The organism is Pontibacter korlensis (assembly GCF_000973725.1).
In the GTDB taxonomy this organism is placed as follows: Bacteria; Bacteroidota; Bacteroidia; order Cytophagales; family Hymenobacteraceae; genus Pontibacter; species Pontibacter korlensis.
This window is the reverse complement of sequence record NZ_CP009621.1, coordinates 28,183-45,498: the sequence shown is the minus strand read 5'-3', so window position 1 is coordinate 45,498 and position 17,316 is coordinate 28,183. Positions and strand designations below refer to the sequence as shown.

The 17,316-nt window shown below is 50.1% G+C and carries 12 protein-coding genes; 3 read left to right on the top strand and 9 right to left on the bottom strand.

The window, feature by feature from the left end; genetic code table 11:
• The first annotated feature begins 148 nt into the window (after positions 1-148).
• Positions 149-1,066, top strand: coding sequence for a tRNA (adenosine(37)-N6)-dimethylallyltransferase MiaA (gene miaA / locus PKOR_RS00200; protein ID WP_148561784.1), 918 nt, complete (start codon positions 149-151; stop codon positions 1,064-1,066).
• 78 nt (positions 1,067-1,144) lie between these two features.
• Here miaA and tamL read toward each other — a convergent pair whose 3' ends face one another.
• The 3 genes from tamL to pfkA form a co-directional block, all read right to left on the bottom strand.
• Positions 1,145-3,502 carry a translocation and assembly module lipoprotein TamL gene (tamL, locus tag PKOR_RS00195; RefSeq protein WP_071843089.1) on the bottom strand — a complete coding sequence of 786 codons (2,358 nt, stop codon included), beginning with the start codon at positions 3,500-3,502 and terminating at the stop codon, positions 1,145-1,147.
• Positions 3,503-3,506: 4 nt separating this feature from the next.
• Positions 3,507-8,564, bottom strand: a complete 5,058-nt coding sequence (locus PKOR_RS00190; protein ID WP_046308563.1) for a translocation/assembly module TamB domain-containing protein — start codon at positions 8,562-8,564, stop codon at positions 3,507-3,509.
• Positions 8,565-8,942: 378 nt separating this feature from the next.
• Complete coding sequence (gene pfkA, locus PKOR_RS00185; protein WP_046308562.1) at positions 8,943-9,914, bottom strand: 6-phosphofructokinase; 972 nt, start codon at positions 9,912-9,914, stop codon at positions 8,943-8,945.
• A gap of 407 nt (positions 9,915-10,321) precedes the next feature.
• On the opposite strand from pfkA, the gene PKOR_RS00180 reads away from it, so the two are divergent.
• Together PKOR_RS00180 and PKOR_RS00175 are read left to right on the top strand one after the other, a co-directional pair.
• Positions 10,322-10,648 carry a TerB family tellurite resistance protein gene (locus PKOR_RS00180; protein ID WP_235337029.1) on the top strand — a complete coding sequence of 109 codons (327 nt, stop codon included), beginning with the start codon at positions 10,322-10,324 and terminating at the stop codon, positions 10,646-10,648.
• Positions 10,649-10,656: 8 nt separating this feature from the next.
• Positions 10,657-10,968: a hypothetical protein gene (locus PKOR_RS00175; protein ID WP_046308560.1), complete on the top strand. Its 312-nt coding sequence runs from the start codon at positions 10,657-10,659 to the stop codon at positions 10,966-10,968.
• 64 nt (positions 10,969-11,032) lie between these two features.
• Here the strand turns inward: PKOR_RS00175 and PKOR_RS00170 are convergent, their stop codons facing one another.
• From PKOR_RS00170 to PKOR_RS00150, 6 genes are all read right to left on the bottom strand, one after another.
• Positions 11,033-11,656 carry a hypothetical protein gene (locus PKOR_RS00170; RefSeq protein ID WP_046308559.1) on the bottom strand — a complete coding sequence of 208 codons (624 nt, stop codon included), beginning with the start codon at positions 11,654-11,656 and terminating at the stop codon, positions 11,033-11,035.
• A gap of 53 nt (positions 11,657-11,709) precedes the next feature.
• Positions 11,710-13,467: an SLC13 family permease gene (locus tag PKOR_RS00165; protein ID WP_046308558.1), complete on the bottom strand. Its 1,758-nt coding sequence runs from the start codon at positions 13,465-13,467 to the stop codon at positions 11,710-11,712.
• A gap of 212 nt (positions 13,468-13,679) precedes the next feature.
• Positions 13,680-14,876, bottom strand: coding sequence for an aspartate aminotransferase family protein (locus PKOR_RS00160; RefSeq protein ID WP_046313827.1), 1,197 nt, complete (start codon positions 14,874-14,876; stop codon positions 13,680-13,682).
• Positions 14,877-14,926: 50 nt separating this feature from the next.
• Complete coding sequence (locus tag PKOR_RS00155) at positions 14,927-15,589, bottom strand: SDR family oxidoreductase (RefSeq protein ID WP_052738633.1); 663 nt, start codon at positions 15,587-15,589, stop codon at positions 14,927-14,929.
• Positions 15,590-15,691: 102 nt separating this feature from the next.
• Positions 15,692-15,871 carry a hypothetical protein gene (locus tag PKOR_RS24605; protein WP_148561585.1) on the bottom strand — a complete coding sequence of 60 codons (180 nt, stop codon included), beginning with the start codon at positions 15,869-15,871 and terminating at the stop codon, positions 15,692-15,694.
• Positions 15,872-16,145: 274 nt separating this feature from the next.
• Positions 16,146-17,180 (bottom strand): tetratricopeptide repeat protein, encoded by a 1,035-nt coding sequence (locus PKOR_RS00150; protein ID WP_046308557.1) that lies wholly within the window; start codon positions 17,178-17,180, stop codon positions 16,146-16,148.
• Between the last annotated feature and the right edge of the window lie 136 nt (positions 17,181-17,316).

The following is a 17,316-nucleotide window of genomic DNA, read 5'->3' as shown; positions in this document are numbered from 1 at the left end:
ATCTTACGCCCCAGGGCCTCTTGCAATTTTGCCTATAACAAACTTGAACATGGGTTTGTGCATTCTGCAGCTGTAATGACAGATGAAAAACAAAACAGCAAACAGAAGCGGCAAAGGCAATATAAGTAACACGGGACCTATGGGAAGTATGTTTAAGAAAAAACACCTGGTAGTGGTTGTGGGACCAACGGCAGTGGGCAAAACAGATCTGTGTGTGCAGCTGGCAAAGCATTATAACACAGCAATTATTTCAGCCGACTCGCGCCAGTTTTTTAAAGAGATGCGTATTGGTACAGCCAAGCCTACTGCTGACGAACAGCAGGGGGTGCCACACCACTTTATCGACTCCCATAGCATACAGCAAGAGTATAATGCAGGTGCCTTTGAGCAGGATGTGCTGACTTTGTTAGGTCGGTTATTTCTGGAGCATGATGTAGTGATCATGACCGGAGGGTCGGGGCTATATGTGCGGGCGGTGCTGGAGGGAATGGATGAGATGCCTGAAGCTGATCTGCAGCTGCGGGAGGCGCTCACAAGACAGTATGAAGAGGAGGGGCTTGAGCCCTTGCTGGATAAGCTCCAGGAGCTGGATTCCTTATATTTTGCCCAGGTAGATAAAGCCAACCCACAGCGGGTGATACGTGCCTTAGAAGTATGCCTGAGCAGCGGTATGCCTTATTCTTCGTTTAGAAGGAGTGAAAAGCAGGAGCGACCGTTCCACATCATTAAGATCGGGCTCAACCGTGACAGAGCAGAACTCTACAGCCGCATAGACCAACGTATGGATTTGATGCTGGAGCAAGGCTTGCTGGATGAGGCTAAAGAACTGTACCCATACCGTGCGCACAATGCCCTGCAGACAGTTGGTTACAAAGAAATCTTTGATTACCTGGAGGGCAGGTATGACTGGCAGGAGGCTGTGCGCCTTCTAAAGCGCAACAGCCGTCGCTATGCCAAGAGGCAGCTCACCTGGTTCAACAAAAACCCGGAGGAATATACCTGGTTTCACCCGCAGCAGTGGCAGGAGATTGTAGCATTTGTTGATGAGCAGATGCGCAACTGCTAAGCAGGTATAGGTCTGCTGCGCTATATCTGGCTTTCCTGAATAGGTATTCAAAGCAAAATAAAACTTTGTTTCTGAAGGCTAGAAAGGATAGCCGATGGCGATGTTAAGCACCATACCATAATCACCACTGAAGCTGCCGTTGAACTCGTTGAGCACGAAGCGATCGCCTTTAGGCAGGTAAGGCACACGCACCGGTATACCTAGGTCCAGGCGAATCACAAAGAACTCAATATCTACCCTTAAGCCGGCTCCTGTGCCTACGGCTAATTCACCCAGGAAGTCCTTGGCCTCAAACTTACCTCCATCTTTACCCGTCTCGCGCAGCATCCAGATATTGCCGGCGTCTACAAACACAGCGCCTTTAAAAAAGCCTGCTATCGGGAAGCGGTATTCCAGATTAGACTCTATGCGTATGTCTCCTACCTGGTCAAAAAATGAAAAAGCAACAGAATCAGGCACATTGTATGTGCCTGGGCCAACACTACGTGCCCGGAAAGCCCGCACACTGTTCGGGCCACCTACTGAAAACTGCTTTACATAAGGCATGGTTGTGGAGTTGCCATAAGAGTAACCCACACCTGTTGCCAGGCGCGCTACCAGTTGGCTTTCCTCCCCCAGGTTCAGGTAGTGGCGGAAGTCGTTGTCAAGCATCACATATTGTGCAAAGCGGTCTTTGTACAGCACGCGCGGCTCTTCTTCTGTTGGTTTGGGCTTGCCTATTAATGATTGAAACCCGCTTACCACGTTGCCCGACATGTCCAGCGTGATCCTGTTAAAGACGTTGCTGGTGCGGTCCTTGCGCATCTGCGTGCTGTAGGTCATCTGGTAAATTCCACCGATGATGAACTGGTTCTCAAAGCTTCTTCTCAGGTACTGGTTATTTGCCAGCAATGTGTCAAAAGCAATGGTTGTATTTGTCAGGCGCACATACTGCAAGTTGATAGGCGTGGCGTCGAAAGTGAGTGTTTCTTTGGGGCGCCAGGTGTAGCCGTAGGTGGCATTGTAGGAGTTTAGCTGGTAAAAACCGGAGCGGCTCAAAAAATTAAACCCAAGCCCGATGCGGGTTTGCGGCACAAACTCGGTTCGGAGGTTACGCAGGTTAAACGGCGATACGATGCGGGGTATGGCCAAGGTGGTTTGCACGCCCAGCTCGTAGGAGGTAAGGTTGGTGTTGACAGTGTCCTCTACGCCCTCCGGAGCAGTGCCTGTTCCCCGGCCGCCTACCTGCGACTCGAAGCTGCCCGTGAACTCCACGTTCAGCACCTCAGATCCCTTGAAGGCATTGCGGTTCCGGAAGGAGACTGTCAGGCCCGGCCCTGCAAAGTTGTTGGACTTGCTCACCATCCGGGCCTCCGCTCGCAGCGATTTTTTAAGGGCAGGGGTGAGGTATACAAAAGCATCCAGTTTACCCTCGCCTGTGGTATCAGGCTCGTAATCTATGTTCACGAACTTGTAGGCCGCAAGGCCTGCCAGGCGCCTGATGGTCAGCAGGTGGTCTTGTCGGGTGTAAAGGCTGTCGTGTTCGAGAAACACACCATCCAGTAGGTGCCGCGCCCGCACGTAGTTCTCGTTCGGGATGTAGTGGTATCCTTTGTAGTCGATGGTGTCGCTAACAGCGAGGCTGTCACCCAAGGAGTAATTGGCAAAGATGAAGATGTCATCCATCTTATAGGGTTGCAGGGCCTGTGCCGCTGTGGCATTCTTAATGCGCAGCAGCACGTCGGCCTGCCGGTTGCCTACCGTCGTGTCTACACTGTAAATTAGCAGGTCCGGGCTGAAGTAATAGTAGCCTTTGCCCTTTAGCGTACTGTCGATGCGGATGCGCTCGTCCGTCATCACGCTTAGGTCGTAAGGGTCGCCTGACTTGAGCAGTGACTTTGACCTGGCCTGTTTTATCGCCTGGTGTACTTCCAGGGAGTCGCTTAAAGTATACTTGATGTTGCGCAGACGGTAAGGGTCTTTTATGTGTGCTGTCCAGCTGATTGTAGCCTTCTTGTCTTTTACTTCAGTGGTGCTACCTACCGTGTTATTGAAATAGCCACGGTTGTGCAGGCGGTTGCTCATTATCTGGCTTATACTTCCGGTGTCAACCTGGGAGACTAGCACAGGCGGCTCTCCCAGTTTTGTCATGATCCAGTGTTTCAAGCCTTTTTCCTTCTCTGTATAGAAAGCATTGTAGATGGCCAGTTTTGGGCGCAGGCCAAGTATAGAGGCATTGGGCTCTGGTCGCACAGTGGCACCTAGCTCAGTCTCCATCTGAGGGCCACGCTTGCTACTGTCTTTCGTGTCATCCACTTTTACGGTAAAGCCGGTGAATAAGGCATCATCTTCAGGCACCGTTTTCGTTACGCTGCAGCCAGCCAGGAGCATCCAGGTTAGTAGCAAGAGCAGGGCAGAGGCTGGATTAAGCCTTTTCCGGGGGTAATGTTTTCGCATATTTCTATTCAGTACCTTCTTCTTGTAGTTTTTCTTCTTCTTTTAGCTCCTTTTCCTCCTGGCGGAATTTCTTGGCAGCCTCCAGCTTACGCTCCTCGTCACGGGCACGGCGGCTCTCCAGGTCGCGGAACAGGTCTGAGAAGTTGTTGTACTCGCGCACGTAGATAAGCGATACGCCAGTGGCGCGTACATCACCACCTTCTATCATGCCTTCATATTGGTTGCGCTGGAACCCGCGTATGCGCAGGCGGCCATCCTCGGTTAAGGAGTACTCTACAGAGATATCCCCGCCAAAGCCGCTCATGGTCTGGTTAGACTGGCTGCCACCCTCCAAGCCAATATCAGTACCCACACGCACAGTTAGTCGGTCGTTGAGGAACTGCTGGCGCATGGCCACGTTCAGATCGGTACGTCCTTGCGCTGACCCAGAGGAGTAATCCTGGTAGGAGTCTACGCCCAGCTCCAGCCCGAGACCGCCGGCATAGCGGTTGGTCAGCTGGTTTAGCTGATCAGTCATCACCTGGCCCAAGCTGTTTCGTGCAGATGCCTCAAAGCCCCCACCAGAGCTTGTAAACGGATCCGGTGCCAGGAAGCGATTTAGCACCAGGAGCGCAAATACCTGCTTGTTTAGCTGCGACTCGTCCTGGCGCAGGTTGCCCAAGCTGGTAAGCACGATATTGGGTACACTTCCACGCTCCTCCTCCGGCAACTGAATGTCAAAGCTTATCTCAGGCGTGAGAATTTCGCCTTGGACATACACGTATACCTGGAAAGGGACCTGGTTTCTAAGCGATGGGTCCTCGTAAGAAGCTGCCTGAGATGCTACCAGTTCTTGTGGGGCCGTTTCTACGGTATAAATGGCGGTGATATCCATCAATGCCTGCAGCGGGTCGCCCGTCCAGTTAATGTAGCTGCCCTCGGCAATGTCGAGTTCGCGAGAGGCCAGGTCGTAGAAGTCCATACTGTACTTACCCTCTGTAACCGTAAAGCGCCCGGACATGTTGATCTCGCCGCTTGGGCGCATGCCTATAAACAGCGGATCGGCAGAGCCACGTACAGTGAGGTTATCACCTGTAGTAGGATCAATCACGATAGTAATCGGCGTGGCATCGGTTACGGTAAGCTGCGCCTCTACGTCAGCACCCACAAAACCTGTTACCTCTGTGGAGTCTTTCTGTTCATTCCGTATGATCCGCGTCATCTCCGGGCTGAGGTTCACGAACTCCACTGTACCCTGGCGTGCGGCGGCACCCACCTCGTCGGCAGGTATAACGGTGGTAAAGTCTGAGCCGTCCAGTACACGGGCATTCACCTGTATTTTTGGCTGAGTCATGTCACCGGTAATAGTGGAGGTGGCAGCCACGAATACGGTGCCGTAAAACAGGTTGTTTTCTTGTGCTGTGGAGTTTAGCGCCAGGAATCGGTCTGTCTGCACCTTCAGGTCAAACTCGAAGTCGGTGTAGGTCTCGGTAAGCATGTTTCCGTTCACCACCAGGTCGTTGCCCAATGAGTCGGTGATGGTGAAGTTAGGGAAGCTGATACCTTGTTCATTAAATACTAGCCGTTCGTCTTCCAGGGTGAACAGGGAGCCCAGCATTACGATATTGAACTGTGCCCTGTTGAAGTTGAGGTTGCCTGTAATGTTAGGCTGCGCTACAGTGCCTGCAATGCGAAGCTTGCCGCTGGCCTGGCCGTCCATCTGGTTCACCATGCCCGCCATAAAGCCTTCGAGTGAGGCCATGTTAAGGCTTGCTATAGAAGCGTCCAGGTTTAACAGGGTTGCATCCGGCTGTGTTTCCATAAAGCCATTTACCAGCACCTGGTTGCTGTTGTCAGTCAGGCCTGCGTCTACATTAATGCGATTATTGCTGGCACTGCTGGCCTGAAGGGCAAGGTCACCGACGGGAATACCTTCAAAGGCAAAATCAGTGACAGTAAGATCGGACGTGAAAGACAGGTTGTCGAGCATGATATTGCTAACAGTGGCCGTGCCGTTTATGGTGCCTGCTATCAGGCTGTCCTCTGGTGCCTCTAAAGTATGCATCATATAGCCGATGTCTACGTTTTCGAAGCGAGCTTCTAGTGGCGCATTCGGAGCCACAGGGCCTGTACTATGAAGCAGAATAGCCTGGTTATTGTGTTGCAAGTGGATGTTGTTGGCATAAAGCAGGTTTGTGTCGAACTGCAGGTAGTTATCCTGCGGCACCGTCCACTTATCACCGTTTATCACCAATTGCTCTGGGTTAAAGGAGAAGCGGTAGCCTCGGCCTAGGCTGTTTAGAATACCACCTATCACCAGGCGCTCGTTCTGTGCGGCGCTGTCGCCGGCAACGGCCAGGCGCACGGCTATCTCGTTATCCCGTGCAGCCCCGTCTATACTAATGTTATCCATCGTTAGCGATGGCGAGAGCAACTGACCGAGGTTGAGCTTGTAAGCAAGCTCGTTTCGGTCGCCGCGCACTCCCAGGTCCAGGTTTTGTAGCACATAGTCTGTATACACAATCCGGCTGATTCTGCCATCCAGCCGGAGCTGCTGGGTTTCTCCGTTATAGCTGGCTGTTATTGGCTCGGCAGGCAGTAGCTGCTCCAGCCCTGGTACAAAGGAGGTAATCAGTCCTGTTTTCTTCAGGTCTATTGTCGCCGTAAAGTCCTCCAGATTCAGGTTGGCTGGGTAGGGCGGGTCTGGCTGAAGGTCGAAATAGTTGGAAAAATGCTTCTGCAGGGCGGTAGGCAGCGTAGCCAGTGAGTTCTGGAAGCGCATGTCGGCGTCCACAATATCGGAGGCAAGTGTAATCTCTGCTATTTCCCCTTTTTGCGTCAGGTTCATCACCAGAGAATCAATAGGAGTAGTGCCTCCCTCCTGTATGACGACAAGTTCCTGTCCTTCCAGGTGCCCGCTTATAGTGCTGGCATCGGCACCGGTAAAATTACCTTGCAACCTTCCTTTTATACTTAACGGCTCAGGGTACAGGTTCAGTGCCTGCAGGTCTGCCTTTGCCAAATCTAAGTCGAAGGCATAGGCTGGCTGTGTGGTGTCGCGCAGGTTAAACTGGCCTGTCAGGTCAAAGGCAAGGTTATCATCATCGGCAGTAGCTTTCACATGGTACAGGTTCCTGTCTATGTTAGCATTCAGGTGGATATCATTGTAGGAATACTCGCTGTAGTCGAAAAGGAGCACGTTTGCCTGAATGTTAGCGCGCATGGTCTCTGGTGTAAGACCTGTACCGCGTGCATTTGCCTCCAAAGCTACTTTACCTAAGCCCAGGCTATCTACAAACAGCTGCTCCAGGTCAAAGCCCCCAGAACGTACCGTGGCCGTAAAGCTTTCGTTAGCGCCCATGTCTACCTTGGCAGCAATATTGCCAAATGAGGTACGCAGGTCGGCATGGGCGTCAAAAGCAGTGAGGGAGCCCTGGTAGTTACCTGTCAAAGTCATCTGGGCCGGGATGCGGAAATCTGGCGGAATAGTGCCGGCAGGTGCCAGTGCCTGTATATCGGTGCGGGTAGTGGTAAAGCGATCAATGTTCAGGTCCAGGTACAGGTTATCTGGATCCATAGCATTTCTTACAACCCCACTTACATCAGCCTGAGTATTTTTAAGTCCTGCTAGCTGCAGGTTCTGAATGCGTAGGTTATCCACCTGCCCCTCCGCCTTGGCGGTGACCCTAATGTTAGAATTGGCTATACTTCTGAAAGATGGATTTTCAGCCATATCAGGCATAAAGTATAGCACATCCTGCATGCCTATGTAGCTGTTTCGGATAGTAAGGTCCAGCCCTAGCAGCCCTGGCTTGTCGGCAATAGCCTCCAAGGAGGGGTAGGTCATGGAGAGGCTGTTTTGCAGTTGGCTGTGGCCTGTTTTCAGGTCCAGGCCAGCAAGGCTGGCGCTGGTGGAGTCTACGGTAATGTCCGCTGTGAAATTCTGCAGCCTAAAGCCACTCTGCTCTTTGAGTGCAAACTGATTCAGTTCGGCCTCCATACGGTTAAGGCTGTAAAAGATATTTTGGGCATCCAGCCTTACGTCCGTAAACTTCAGGTGGTCGTAATCCATGCCACGTGGCTGCTTGGGTGTGTTAAAGTTATCGAAGTTCACGTTCAGACCAGATACGTCCATCTCGCCCAAGGTGACAACCCAGTTAACCGGCTCACCCTGTGCCTGCTCTACAGACTCGTCCAGCTCTTCTACTGTTTTAGCTGGGTTCACAGCTAGGGAATCTACCGGCTTATACTTCTCCTGCACATAGGTAAGGTCGGTGTTGTGCAGGGCAAAGCTGCTCAGTTCCACCCGGGCATTTTTCAAATCTATATTATCGGAGACAAGCTCAGACTCTCCAAGCGCAAGTTCAATGCGTTGGTCAGCTGGTCTGCTCAGGTACTTAAGCCGGATATTTTCCAGGGTTACCCGGTTCAGGCCAAAGTCCATTTCCAAGGGCTCGTAAGCAGAGGTGTCAGGAGGTGGAAGCTTGGTCTGCTCGTAATTTAACCAAGTGTTAGCCAGGCGTACCTCGTCAACTATATAGCGTTGCTCATCCAGGTTCAGCTCATCCATGATGGTGGTAAACTCACCCACTCGTGTTGTAATAAAGTTTCCACCAGCCTCATCTTGGAACACCACATACACTTGGTTCAGGTTTATGGTGCCCAGTGTGATTGGCATAGCCGAAGAGGCCGTATCAGCGGGTTGTGTAGTGGCTGGAGTGGCCGTAGTATCGGTGGCAAAGGCCTCGGTAATAAAATCAAAGTTGGTCGTACTGTCCTCCCCGATGTGGAGCTTTAGGGTGGCATTGTCGAGGTCTACTTTACTGATGTTCACCTTGCCACTCAGGAGCGAAAGTATGGCCATGTCTACACCTAGACGTTCAGAATACCACAGCGTGTCCTGCTGCTGGTCTTCCACGTACACCTCTTTCAGCACAAGCGCATTGCGCCAATCGGTAGTGAAGCCACCAATATTCACCTGGGTGCCAAGCGTGTTTTCCAGGTAGTTTTCACCCTGCTTAGCCAGGTAGTTCTGTATCCCTTGAAATTGTAGTGCAATAATGATGAGTATAAGCAGACCCACTACTATAGCCAGCGGCCAGAGTATGATCTTGAGGATAACTTTTCCTATATGTTTAGCAGAAGCGATAGTTCTAGATTTTAGGTTTGTGCTTTGCTTTTACGGAAAAAGGCTTTACGGGATAGGGGTTTGGGAATATTTAGTCCATGTACATCCAGGGAGTACAATCTCTAGTTATGCTTGTAAAGCAGTAACATAGGCTGTAAAAGAAAGGGTGTTTTAAGAACGAGTGCTGTGGCAGTGAGTTTACCGTTGGCTTGGGAACAGCATCCTACCTGCAGTATAAGCAACTAGTGGGATAGGGGTAATAAAAAAGCAGCCTGAGCTAGGGTGTTTTACCTTTGCACAGGCTGCTTTTGCACGAAAAATTTAAATCTATACTTACACCGAAAGAATGTTTACCATCTTCACAAAGTGAGGATTGATAAGTTTGTCCTTGGTGATTGTTTCAATGAATGGAGTGTATACCAGATCACCGTTGATGATACCGGCCATTACACATTTCTGGCCTTCCAAAAGACCCTCTACACAGGCAATACCCAGTTGGCTAGCCAGCATACGGTCGGCAGCAGTTGGAGCGCCTCCACGCTGTACGTGACCAAGTATGGTCACCCGGGCGTCCATGTGCGGCAGGGCTTCCTGTACCTGAGCAGCTACCTGCGATGCGTTTCCTGCCTCGTCGCCTTCAGCAATGATTACGATAAAGGAAGTTTTTGAGCGGTTCCAGCCGGTGCGTAGTGCATCCACCACGTTCTCAATACTGGTCTCAGCTTCTGGTATCATCACAATCTCGGCACCGCCGCCTATCGCGCAAGGTATAGCAATGTAGCCAGAGTCGCGGCCCATCACCTCAATGAAGAATACGCGGTCGTGGCTGTCGGCTGTGTCACGGATTTTGTCGATAGCATCAAGGGCAGTGTTTACAGCGGTGTCGTAGCCAATAGTGTAGTCCGTGCCGTAAAGGTCGTTGTCGATAGTGCCTGGAGCACCAACAATCGGAACACCATATTCTTCGAAAAAGATGTTAGCTCCGGTAAAGGTACCGTCGCCTCCTATACAAACCAGCCCCTCTATCTCGTGCTTTTGTAGTTGCTCATATGCTTGTTTACGTCCTTCAGGGGTCAGAAATTCTTTGCTACGCGCAGATCGCAGAATGGTACCGCCCTTCTGGATGATATTGCTCACTGTGTGTGAATCCATTTTATAGATTTCACCCTTGATCATGCCCTTATAGCCACGGTGGATGCCATATACTTCTACCCCATGATAAACGGCGGCTCTCACTATAGCTCTGATACAAGCATTCATGCCTGGCGCGTCGCCGCCCGAAGTAAAGACTCCTATTTTCTTCATGGTGTTTTGTGTCTGTTAATTGTGGTAATATTACTCAAAAATTCGATATACGAATGTTAACGAAGTTTTAACTTGTGCCGGATAAAAGGCTCTACAGTTCTGACGTTACTGCAAATATAAAAAAAGGCAATATTCTGCGACTTTAAATAGAGAAAACCGTATGTTAAATCGACACGCTATACGCTTTGGCTTAGCGAGGTTTGCTGTATTCTGGAGCAATGATTCTCGTCGGTTTTTGTAGTGCAGGAACTGTGTCAGCACAAATTGGAGTCCAAGTAAAGTAATTTAACCTACAGAGGCAACGTATGTTCGGTTTTTTTGAGAGTGAAGAAACAAAAAGATTAAAAAGCCATATCTCTAATTTGGGAGCGCTGGCAAAAGTTGACGGCCATTTGGACCCTACAGAGATGAAATTTATCATCGCTATTGGGCAAAAACATGGCATGAAGCCCGATGAGGTGCGCGAACTGCTATCTAGTATAGACACAAAAGCCCCTCAACTGCCAACCAACGACTCCGAGCGCTTCGATCAAATTTATGATCTGGTGGAAATGATGTTAGCCGACGGCATTGTGGATGAGAGCGAAATGGATTTCTGTATCAATATGGCAGCTAAGCTAGGATTTAAGAAGTCCATTGTAGGAGTTTTGGTGCGCAAAATTTCCATGGGGGTGAAAGATGGCCTGAGTCGTGACAACATTAAGCGCGATACGCAGGCATTTCTTGATTACTAATAAATTTAATGAAGCAAAATAATAGTTCTTACCTGTTTTTAATATTGTTGCTGTACGGCGGTTTGTTGATGGCCATAGCTGCCTATTCACTTGGTCCTTTCCACAAGCCGCTTGACTTTCTCTTGCGCTTCAGCACTTTTTGGTTTTGCAGTTTTGTACTGGCTTTGGTAGTGTTTCTGTACTACACGAAGCGGCAGATTTATACTTTACCAAAAGTGGAACGAGCCCGTGTACTACGACTGAGTACTGTTGTGGTGAGCCTTGGTACTGTGGCAGCGCTTGCAGTTGTATCTACCCTGCTGCTGGTGTACGACATTTGAAAGAAATGTATTGCTGTGGCCTAACACAGGACGCAAGCAGCTTTTATCCTAAAAGCCTGTTTGGTTAAGGTACAGCCATGCTTTGGAAGCTGCCATTTTGGTAGTGGTAAACTGTTACATCACCGCCCACACCTACTGCCACGGCATCGTGAGGCAGTTCAAACTCTTTGTTCGTTTCCATGTTCTGCAGATTTTCTCCTTGGGCAAGGCGGTACAGGTAGTATAAGCTGCTGAGGTTTCCCCGGTCGTTAAACAGGATATCCCGCTTCAGCTCTACCAATTTGTAATTTTCTTCCTGAGGCTGCAGGGCGGCTACTATTACTATTTCTTCTCCTTGCTGTAACTGCAGAGCCACATCCTGTCTTGTATCACCATCAAAGTCGCCACGAGCAACGGCAGGGCTGTTCGTATGCTCCTTTGCCTCTTGCAGTGCATCTGCCGCAATCTGTGGCTTTTCCCAACCCGGGTATTTTTCTGCCAGCAGTCGCATTACAGGAGGTGGAAGCGGTAAAGTTGGAGAAGTATCGTTTTCATCAGTCAAAACAGCATCCTTGGGAGGAGGGGCAATAGTATCCAATGCCTTGGCAGGAGGGCCAACCGCTACGTGCTCATCCTGCACCTCTTCGTTTTGAGGAGAACAGGCAAGCAGACAGAGTGGGAGGACCAGTAAATACAATTTGCTCTTCATAATTGTGTCAGCTCATGTTAGTTTCTTACTGTACTCCCTTTGAGAGTAAGCTGTTACAGAGGCCAGATCACGGGCACCATCATCAGTATGGCAATCATAAGCAGTAGGGTAAGGGGAGAGCCTACTTTAATAAAATCGAAGAAGCGGTATTTACCGGGGCTGTACACCAGTATACAGGCAGGCTCAAAAGGTGTTACCAACGATACTGAGGCTGCCAGCATGATGGCAATAGCAAATGCCCGTGGGTCAGACCCTAACGATTCAGCGGTACGCAGTGCAACAGGCACAACAACGAGTGCTGCAGCTGCATTGGACATGGGCTGCGTGAGGATAACTGTCAGAAGTATAAATCCACCTAGTACTGCTACCTTTCCCAGAGCACCTAACAAGTCTACGATACCCTCTGCCAAAAAATCAGCCGCACCGGAATTTTCCATGGCGGTACCAAAAGCTGTCATGCCACCGATAAGTATGAGTAGCTTAAAATCAATGGCGGCATAAGCTTTTTCGGAGCCAATGCATCGAAAAAGAATTGTGCACAAAGCAGCCAGCAGAAAGGCGATGGAGAGGGGGAGCAGCTCGAGTGTGCCAAGTAAAATTGCCACGATAAAGCAGGAGATAGCAATAATGCCTTTGCGCTTCTTAAAAAGCAATGGCTCAAACTCGTCTAGCAGGGCAAGGTTGTTTGAGTTGCGCAGCTGGCTGAGGCGCTCGGGAGATCCTTGTACCAGTAGCAAGTCTCCGAGCTGCAGGTGTATGCTACCAATCTTAGATCGCAGGGTTTCGCCATGGCGTGAAATGGCCAGCACCACCAGGCCGTAGCGCTGCAGAAAGTTCACCTCCTTTACCGTTCGCCCAATCAGGTTAGACTGCCTGGCCACCAGCAGCTCAGCCAGCCGGATATTGTCTGTCTGAAGGTCTTTCTCCAGAATAACATCGGCCATGATGTCTATACCCTTGGTTTCTTTTACCTTCATCAGGTTATCCAGGTCCCCTTCCACCAGCAGCACATCGTTTTCCTGTATGCGGGTGCGGAAGTCAGGTAAAAAGTTGTCACTGCCCCGGATGACGTTGAGAATCCTGAAGTTTAGTGAGGTTAGATCAGAGGCAAAGACAAGCTGTCCTACAAGCGGAGAATCAGCACGTACCACAATTTCGGTGAGATACCTTTGCAATTTATACTCTTCAGCAAGCTGTTGGTCCTCGTGGCTGGGTAGCATACGCTGCCCGATCGTCATCATATAGGCAAGCCCTATCATAAAAATAACTACTCCAATACCAGATATCTCGAATAACCCGACAGGAGGGAGGCCTGTTTTGGCGATGTAGCCGCTTACAGCCACATTGGTAGAGGTGCCGATCAGGGTGCAGGTACCACCAAGTATAGCCGCAAAAGCCAATGGCATCAGGAGTTTAGAAGCACTGGTGTTGATGCGCTTTGAAAGGCCTACCAGCGGTGTTACGAACATAGCGGTTACGGTGGTGTTGTTCATGAAAGCAGATACAACTCCAGTCACCACCATCACGATAAGCAGCATCAGGTTACTGCTTTGGTGCGCCAACCGCACAAGACGTAAAACTACAAAATCAAGTATACCTGTTTCCTGTAGGGCCGCACTGAGTATGAATATGGAAGCAATGATAATAATAAAATCACTGCTGAAGCCTGCAAAAGCCTCCTCAGGAGAAATGATGCGGGCGCTTGCCAGTATGATGAGCATGAGCAGTGTCACGATCTCGATGGAGAGTTTCTCCGTGGCAAACAGCACCACTGCAATCACGAGCAGTGTTAGCACAATGGCTATTTCCATAAAAGTTTTCGATTAGCCTATACTTCAGGTATAAAGTATAATCCCGGTTTTTACGTGCAATTGATGCTGCGGTTGCTGCCAGCGCCAGCTCAAGGATAAAGATACGCGTTGGTGTGGTAAGGTGGTGCTGGCTTTGAAGTAAACGGGTGTATAAAAAAGAGACGCTAGAATGTAGCGTCTCTTTTTTTATGATAATTGAAGCACCAGTTCGTTTAAGCTAAATCAGCGGTGGCCTCGTCTATTGACCTTAAGATAACTGCGCAAGCCTCACGGATCTCCTCGTCAGTGATAACCAGTGGCGGCGCTATGCGCATGGAGTTGTCGCAGAAAAGGAACCAGTCGGTTAGCACTCCGTTCAGGATGGCTCTATCAATTACAGCCTTCAGCACTTCAAAGCTCTCAAACTCTGCAGCCATCATCAGGCCACAGTTGCGAATCTCCTTGATGCGTGGGTGCGCCAGTAGCTCTTTAAACAACTTTGCTTTCTGAGACACGCCTTCCAGCAGGTTTTCTTCCTGAATGGTTTGGAGGGTAGCCAGCGACGCAGCGCAGCTAACCGGGTGTCCGCCAAACGTGGAACAGTGGCCAAGTATAGGATCCGTTTTAAAGGCTCCCATTATTTCCTGAGGAGCTATAAAGGCGCCAATCGGCATACCGCCACCCATACCTTTGGCACATAGTAAAATATCAGGCTCGATGCCGAATTGCTCAAAAGCCCAGAAAGTACCCGTGCGGCCAAACCCGCACTGTATCTCATCGAGTATCAGCAGTGCTCCTACTTCGGTGCAGCGCTGGCGCAGGTGCTGCAGGTAATTGCCTTTTGCCACACGCACACCAGCCTCGCCCTGTACTGTTTCTATGATAACTGCTGCCGTTCGAGTTGTGATGTCCTCCAGGTCGGGCAGGTGGTTGTACCGGATATGTCGCACACCAGGCAACAGTGGGCGGAAAGCATTCTTGAAGCTCTCGCTGCCGTTTACCGACAAAGCTCCTTGCGTAGAGCCGTGATAGGCGTTGCGGCAGGAGATAAGTTCGCTACGGCCTGTATAGCGCTTAGCCAGCTTAAGAGCACCCTCTACAGCCTCTGTTCCCGAGTTTAGGAAGTACACATTGTCCAACCGCTTGGGTAGGGTAGCTGTGATGGCCTGCGCCAAGAGTGCCTGCGGTGCCTGCACAAATTCACCATATACCATCAGGTGCATGTACTTATCCAGCTGCTCGTGTATAGCCTTAAGCACGCGCGGGTGCCGGTGGCCAACATTGCTCACACCTATACCTGAAATCAGGTCGAGGTAGCGCTCGCCCTGCGCACCGTACATATATACTCCTTGAGCCTTCTCCACCTCAATCATCAGCGGGAAGTCTGATGTCTGCGCCACATGCTGCAGAAATAATTGCCTCATTGAAATCATAAGGCAAAGGTACGGAATTAAGTATGAAAGAGGGAACAAGTAGTGTGTTAGCGCATCATCGAGCTCATGCCGCCATCTACAATCATGGTATGGCCGGTTACGAATCCTGCTCCTTCAGAGCATAGCCAAAGTATGGCTGCAGCCGCCTCTTCTGGTTTGCCTATCCGCCTTTGCGGAATGTAGGAGAGGTATGCCTGCTTGATCTGCTCCAGTTTCTCCGGGTCATCCCCGGCTTGTACTCTTAAGGCTTGGCGCAGCATGGGTGTGTCGTGTGCTCCCGGCGTTACCACGTTGATGCGGATGTTGGAGGTAGCCAGCTCTTGCGCGGCAGACTTGGTCAGGGCAATAACGCCGGCCTTGGCTGCGGAATAAAGAGCGCCTAGTGGCGCACCGCCCATCCCGTTAACGCTTGATACATTTACGATGGCACCTCCCGGGGATGCTTTCTCCAGCATCATCCGGATCTCCTGCTGCATACATAACCACACGCCCCTTAAATTGGTGGCCATGGCAAGATCGTATTCAGGCATTTCAAACTCGTGCAGGGGCTTGCCAATACCCTGCGTGTCGGCGGCGTTATTTACGGCAAAGTCGAGGGTACCATATACTTGCTGTATTTCCTGGAAAAGGTTAAGGATACTTTCTGGCTGACTGTTGTTGGTTTGGATATAGTGCGCAGCATGTTTAGGTGAGACAAGTGTCTTTGACATTCCCACCGCTAAAGCAGGTTGGATTCCTGGGCTACCTGGCTACTGCGACCGTATATCTCCCAAGCTGAAACGGTCTGCCCGACCGCCTTATTTCTTATATTACTAGCTGCTGACACATCCCGGTGCAGGGCATGTTTGCTGCAGCAAAGGTAACAGCCGGCAAGTGCAGGCGGTAGAACATAGGGTAAGATCGAACCCAGCAAAAGTGAAGGGATGTCGCACCACATCCAGAGCGTCTTTGCCCACATCGACGCCCAGGTTCTGACAGAGTAAATTTTTCATAGCTGAAAGGGACTAAAGTGGACAAAAAACATTCATCTTCCGGGCCTACACTCACTCATGCCTGCGGATGGGGCAGCCGCTAGGTACTGTCCAGGCTTTTAAGATGAAGAGAAAGGGAAGGGCTTGCTTGGGGGCGACATCATCAAAGTGTCTAGTGCAAGGGCTTTCTCCTTCCCTTTCTGTTAGCTTACGTTTAAGAGCCTGATAAAATTGCACATACGCTTATACTGCCAAAGAGATGAGTGCCAGGGCTTTCTTTGGCATTTAATCGTAATTATCTGTTGTAGTCCTGGTACCAGGCAGCTAGCTGGTCCAGCTTCTCCGGGTGTTCCTCTAGCCAGGCACTAGCTGTTTCGTTCCCACTGCTCTGGCTAATATAGTAAGTCATGGCCTCCACGTGCTCGCTTTGCACCAGGTTGTAGAAGAAGTCCACGTAGTAATTCCACCAGAAGCTGTTCTTGTCTTTTTTGAGTTCGCCTAAAATGCTGAACAATAAACGGCTACTCTCATAAAAAGCCTCTTCTTCTGTTTGCCCGTTTTCTTTCTCGGTCATGGCCGATGCCTGCGATAGTGAAATCATCATTTCGGCAGCTGAAAACTCATCTTCCTCACCTTTAGGCAGGCTGATGTTTACATTAATGCTTTTGTCGCCACTTTGCGAAACGCCCTGCTGCTGCATCTTGCGCAGTTCCTGGTAGGCGTCGGCAGCGCGTGTTGAGCTAGGCTCCAGCAATAGAAAGTTGTAAAGCGCCAACAAGCTCTGCACTCGCTTGCCCTGGCTTTGCTTGGTATAGCCTAACAATAAGTGGCTGCTGGCGTGGCCGGAGTTAAGCTGTACAGCCTTCACTAGTGCCTCCTCTGCCTCTGCGTACTTTTGCTGGTTGTAAAGCGTCAGGCCAAGGTTAAAGTACAGCAGGTAAAAGTCGGGAGCCAGCGCAATTGCTTTCTTATACTCCTTAACGGCTTGGTCTGGCTTGCCCTGCAGGTCTAAGGAATTGGCCTTTGTGCCATGTGCCTGTGCCCTTAAATCAGGCCGAACACCTTTACCCTTGATCACAACTTCGCTGTACTTGATGGCATTGGGCAAATCGTTCATGGCAGCATAGGCCATGGCAAGCTCATAATTGAGAACCGGATTTTTCTTATCCAGCTTAAGTGCCTCCTCATACTTGGCAACAGCACCTGCGTAATCACCTTGGTCATACAGTTCGATGCCTTGTTTTATCATGTCGTCCATTGAGTCAGTTTGTGCATGGGCAGCGCCAGACACTGCCATACTTAGCAGGATGGCGCGTAGAAATGTTTTCATGTAGCTGCTTTAAGGGTGAAATATAAAAGTTTCTGTGGTAGCGACTTACTAAATATACAGAAAAATTTATATTAACAAATGCAGCACGGTGAGCAAAAAGCAGAGGCATCAAAGTAAGTTGCAACTTTAAAAAAAT

Coding starts and splice junctions, on each gene's coding strand:
- miaA (WP_148561784.1), top strand. CDS start 149: ATGTTTAAGAAAAAACACCTGGTAGTGGTTGTGGGACCAACGGCAGTG.
- tamL (WP_071843089.1), bottom strand. CDS start 3,502: ATGCGAAAACATTACCCCCGGAAAAGGCTTAATCCAGCCTCTGCCCTG.
- pfkA (WP_046308562.1), bottom strand. CDS start 9,914: ATGAAGAAAATAGGAGTCTTTACTTCGGGCGGCGACGCGCCAGGCATG.
- PKOR_RS00180 (WP_235337029.1), top strand. CDS start 10,322: ATGAAATTTATCATCGCTATTGGGCAAAAACATGGCATGAAGCCCGAT.
- PKOR_RS00175 (WP_046308560.1), top strand. CDS start 10,657: ATGAAGCAAAATAATAGTTCTTACCTGTTTTTAATATTGTTGCTGTAC.
- PKOR_RS00170 (WP_046308559.1), bottom strand. CDS start 11,656: ATGAAGAGCAAATTGTATTTACTGGTCCTCCCACTCTGTCTGCTTGCC.
- PKOR_RS00165 (WP_046308558.1), bottom strand. CDS start 13,467: ATGGAAATAGCCATTGTGCTAACACTGCTCGTGATTGCAGTGGTGCTG.
- PKOR_RS00155 (WP_052738633.1), bottom strand. CDS start 15,589: ATGTCAAAGACACTTGTCTCACCTAAACATGCTGCGCACTATATCCAA.
- PKOR_RS24605 (WP_148561585.1), bottom strand. CDS start 15,871: ATGAAAAATTTACTCTGTCAGAACCTGGGCGTCGATGTGGGCAAAGAC.
- PKOR_RS00150 (WP_046308557.1), bottom strand. CDS start 17,180: ATGAAAACATTTCTACGCGCCATCCTGCTAAGTATGGCAGTGTCTGGC.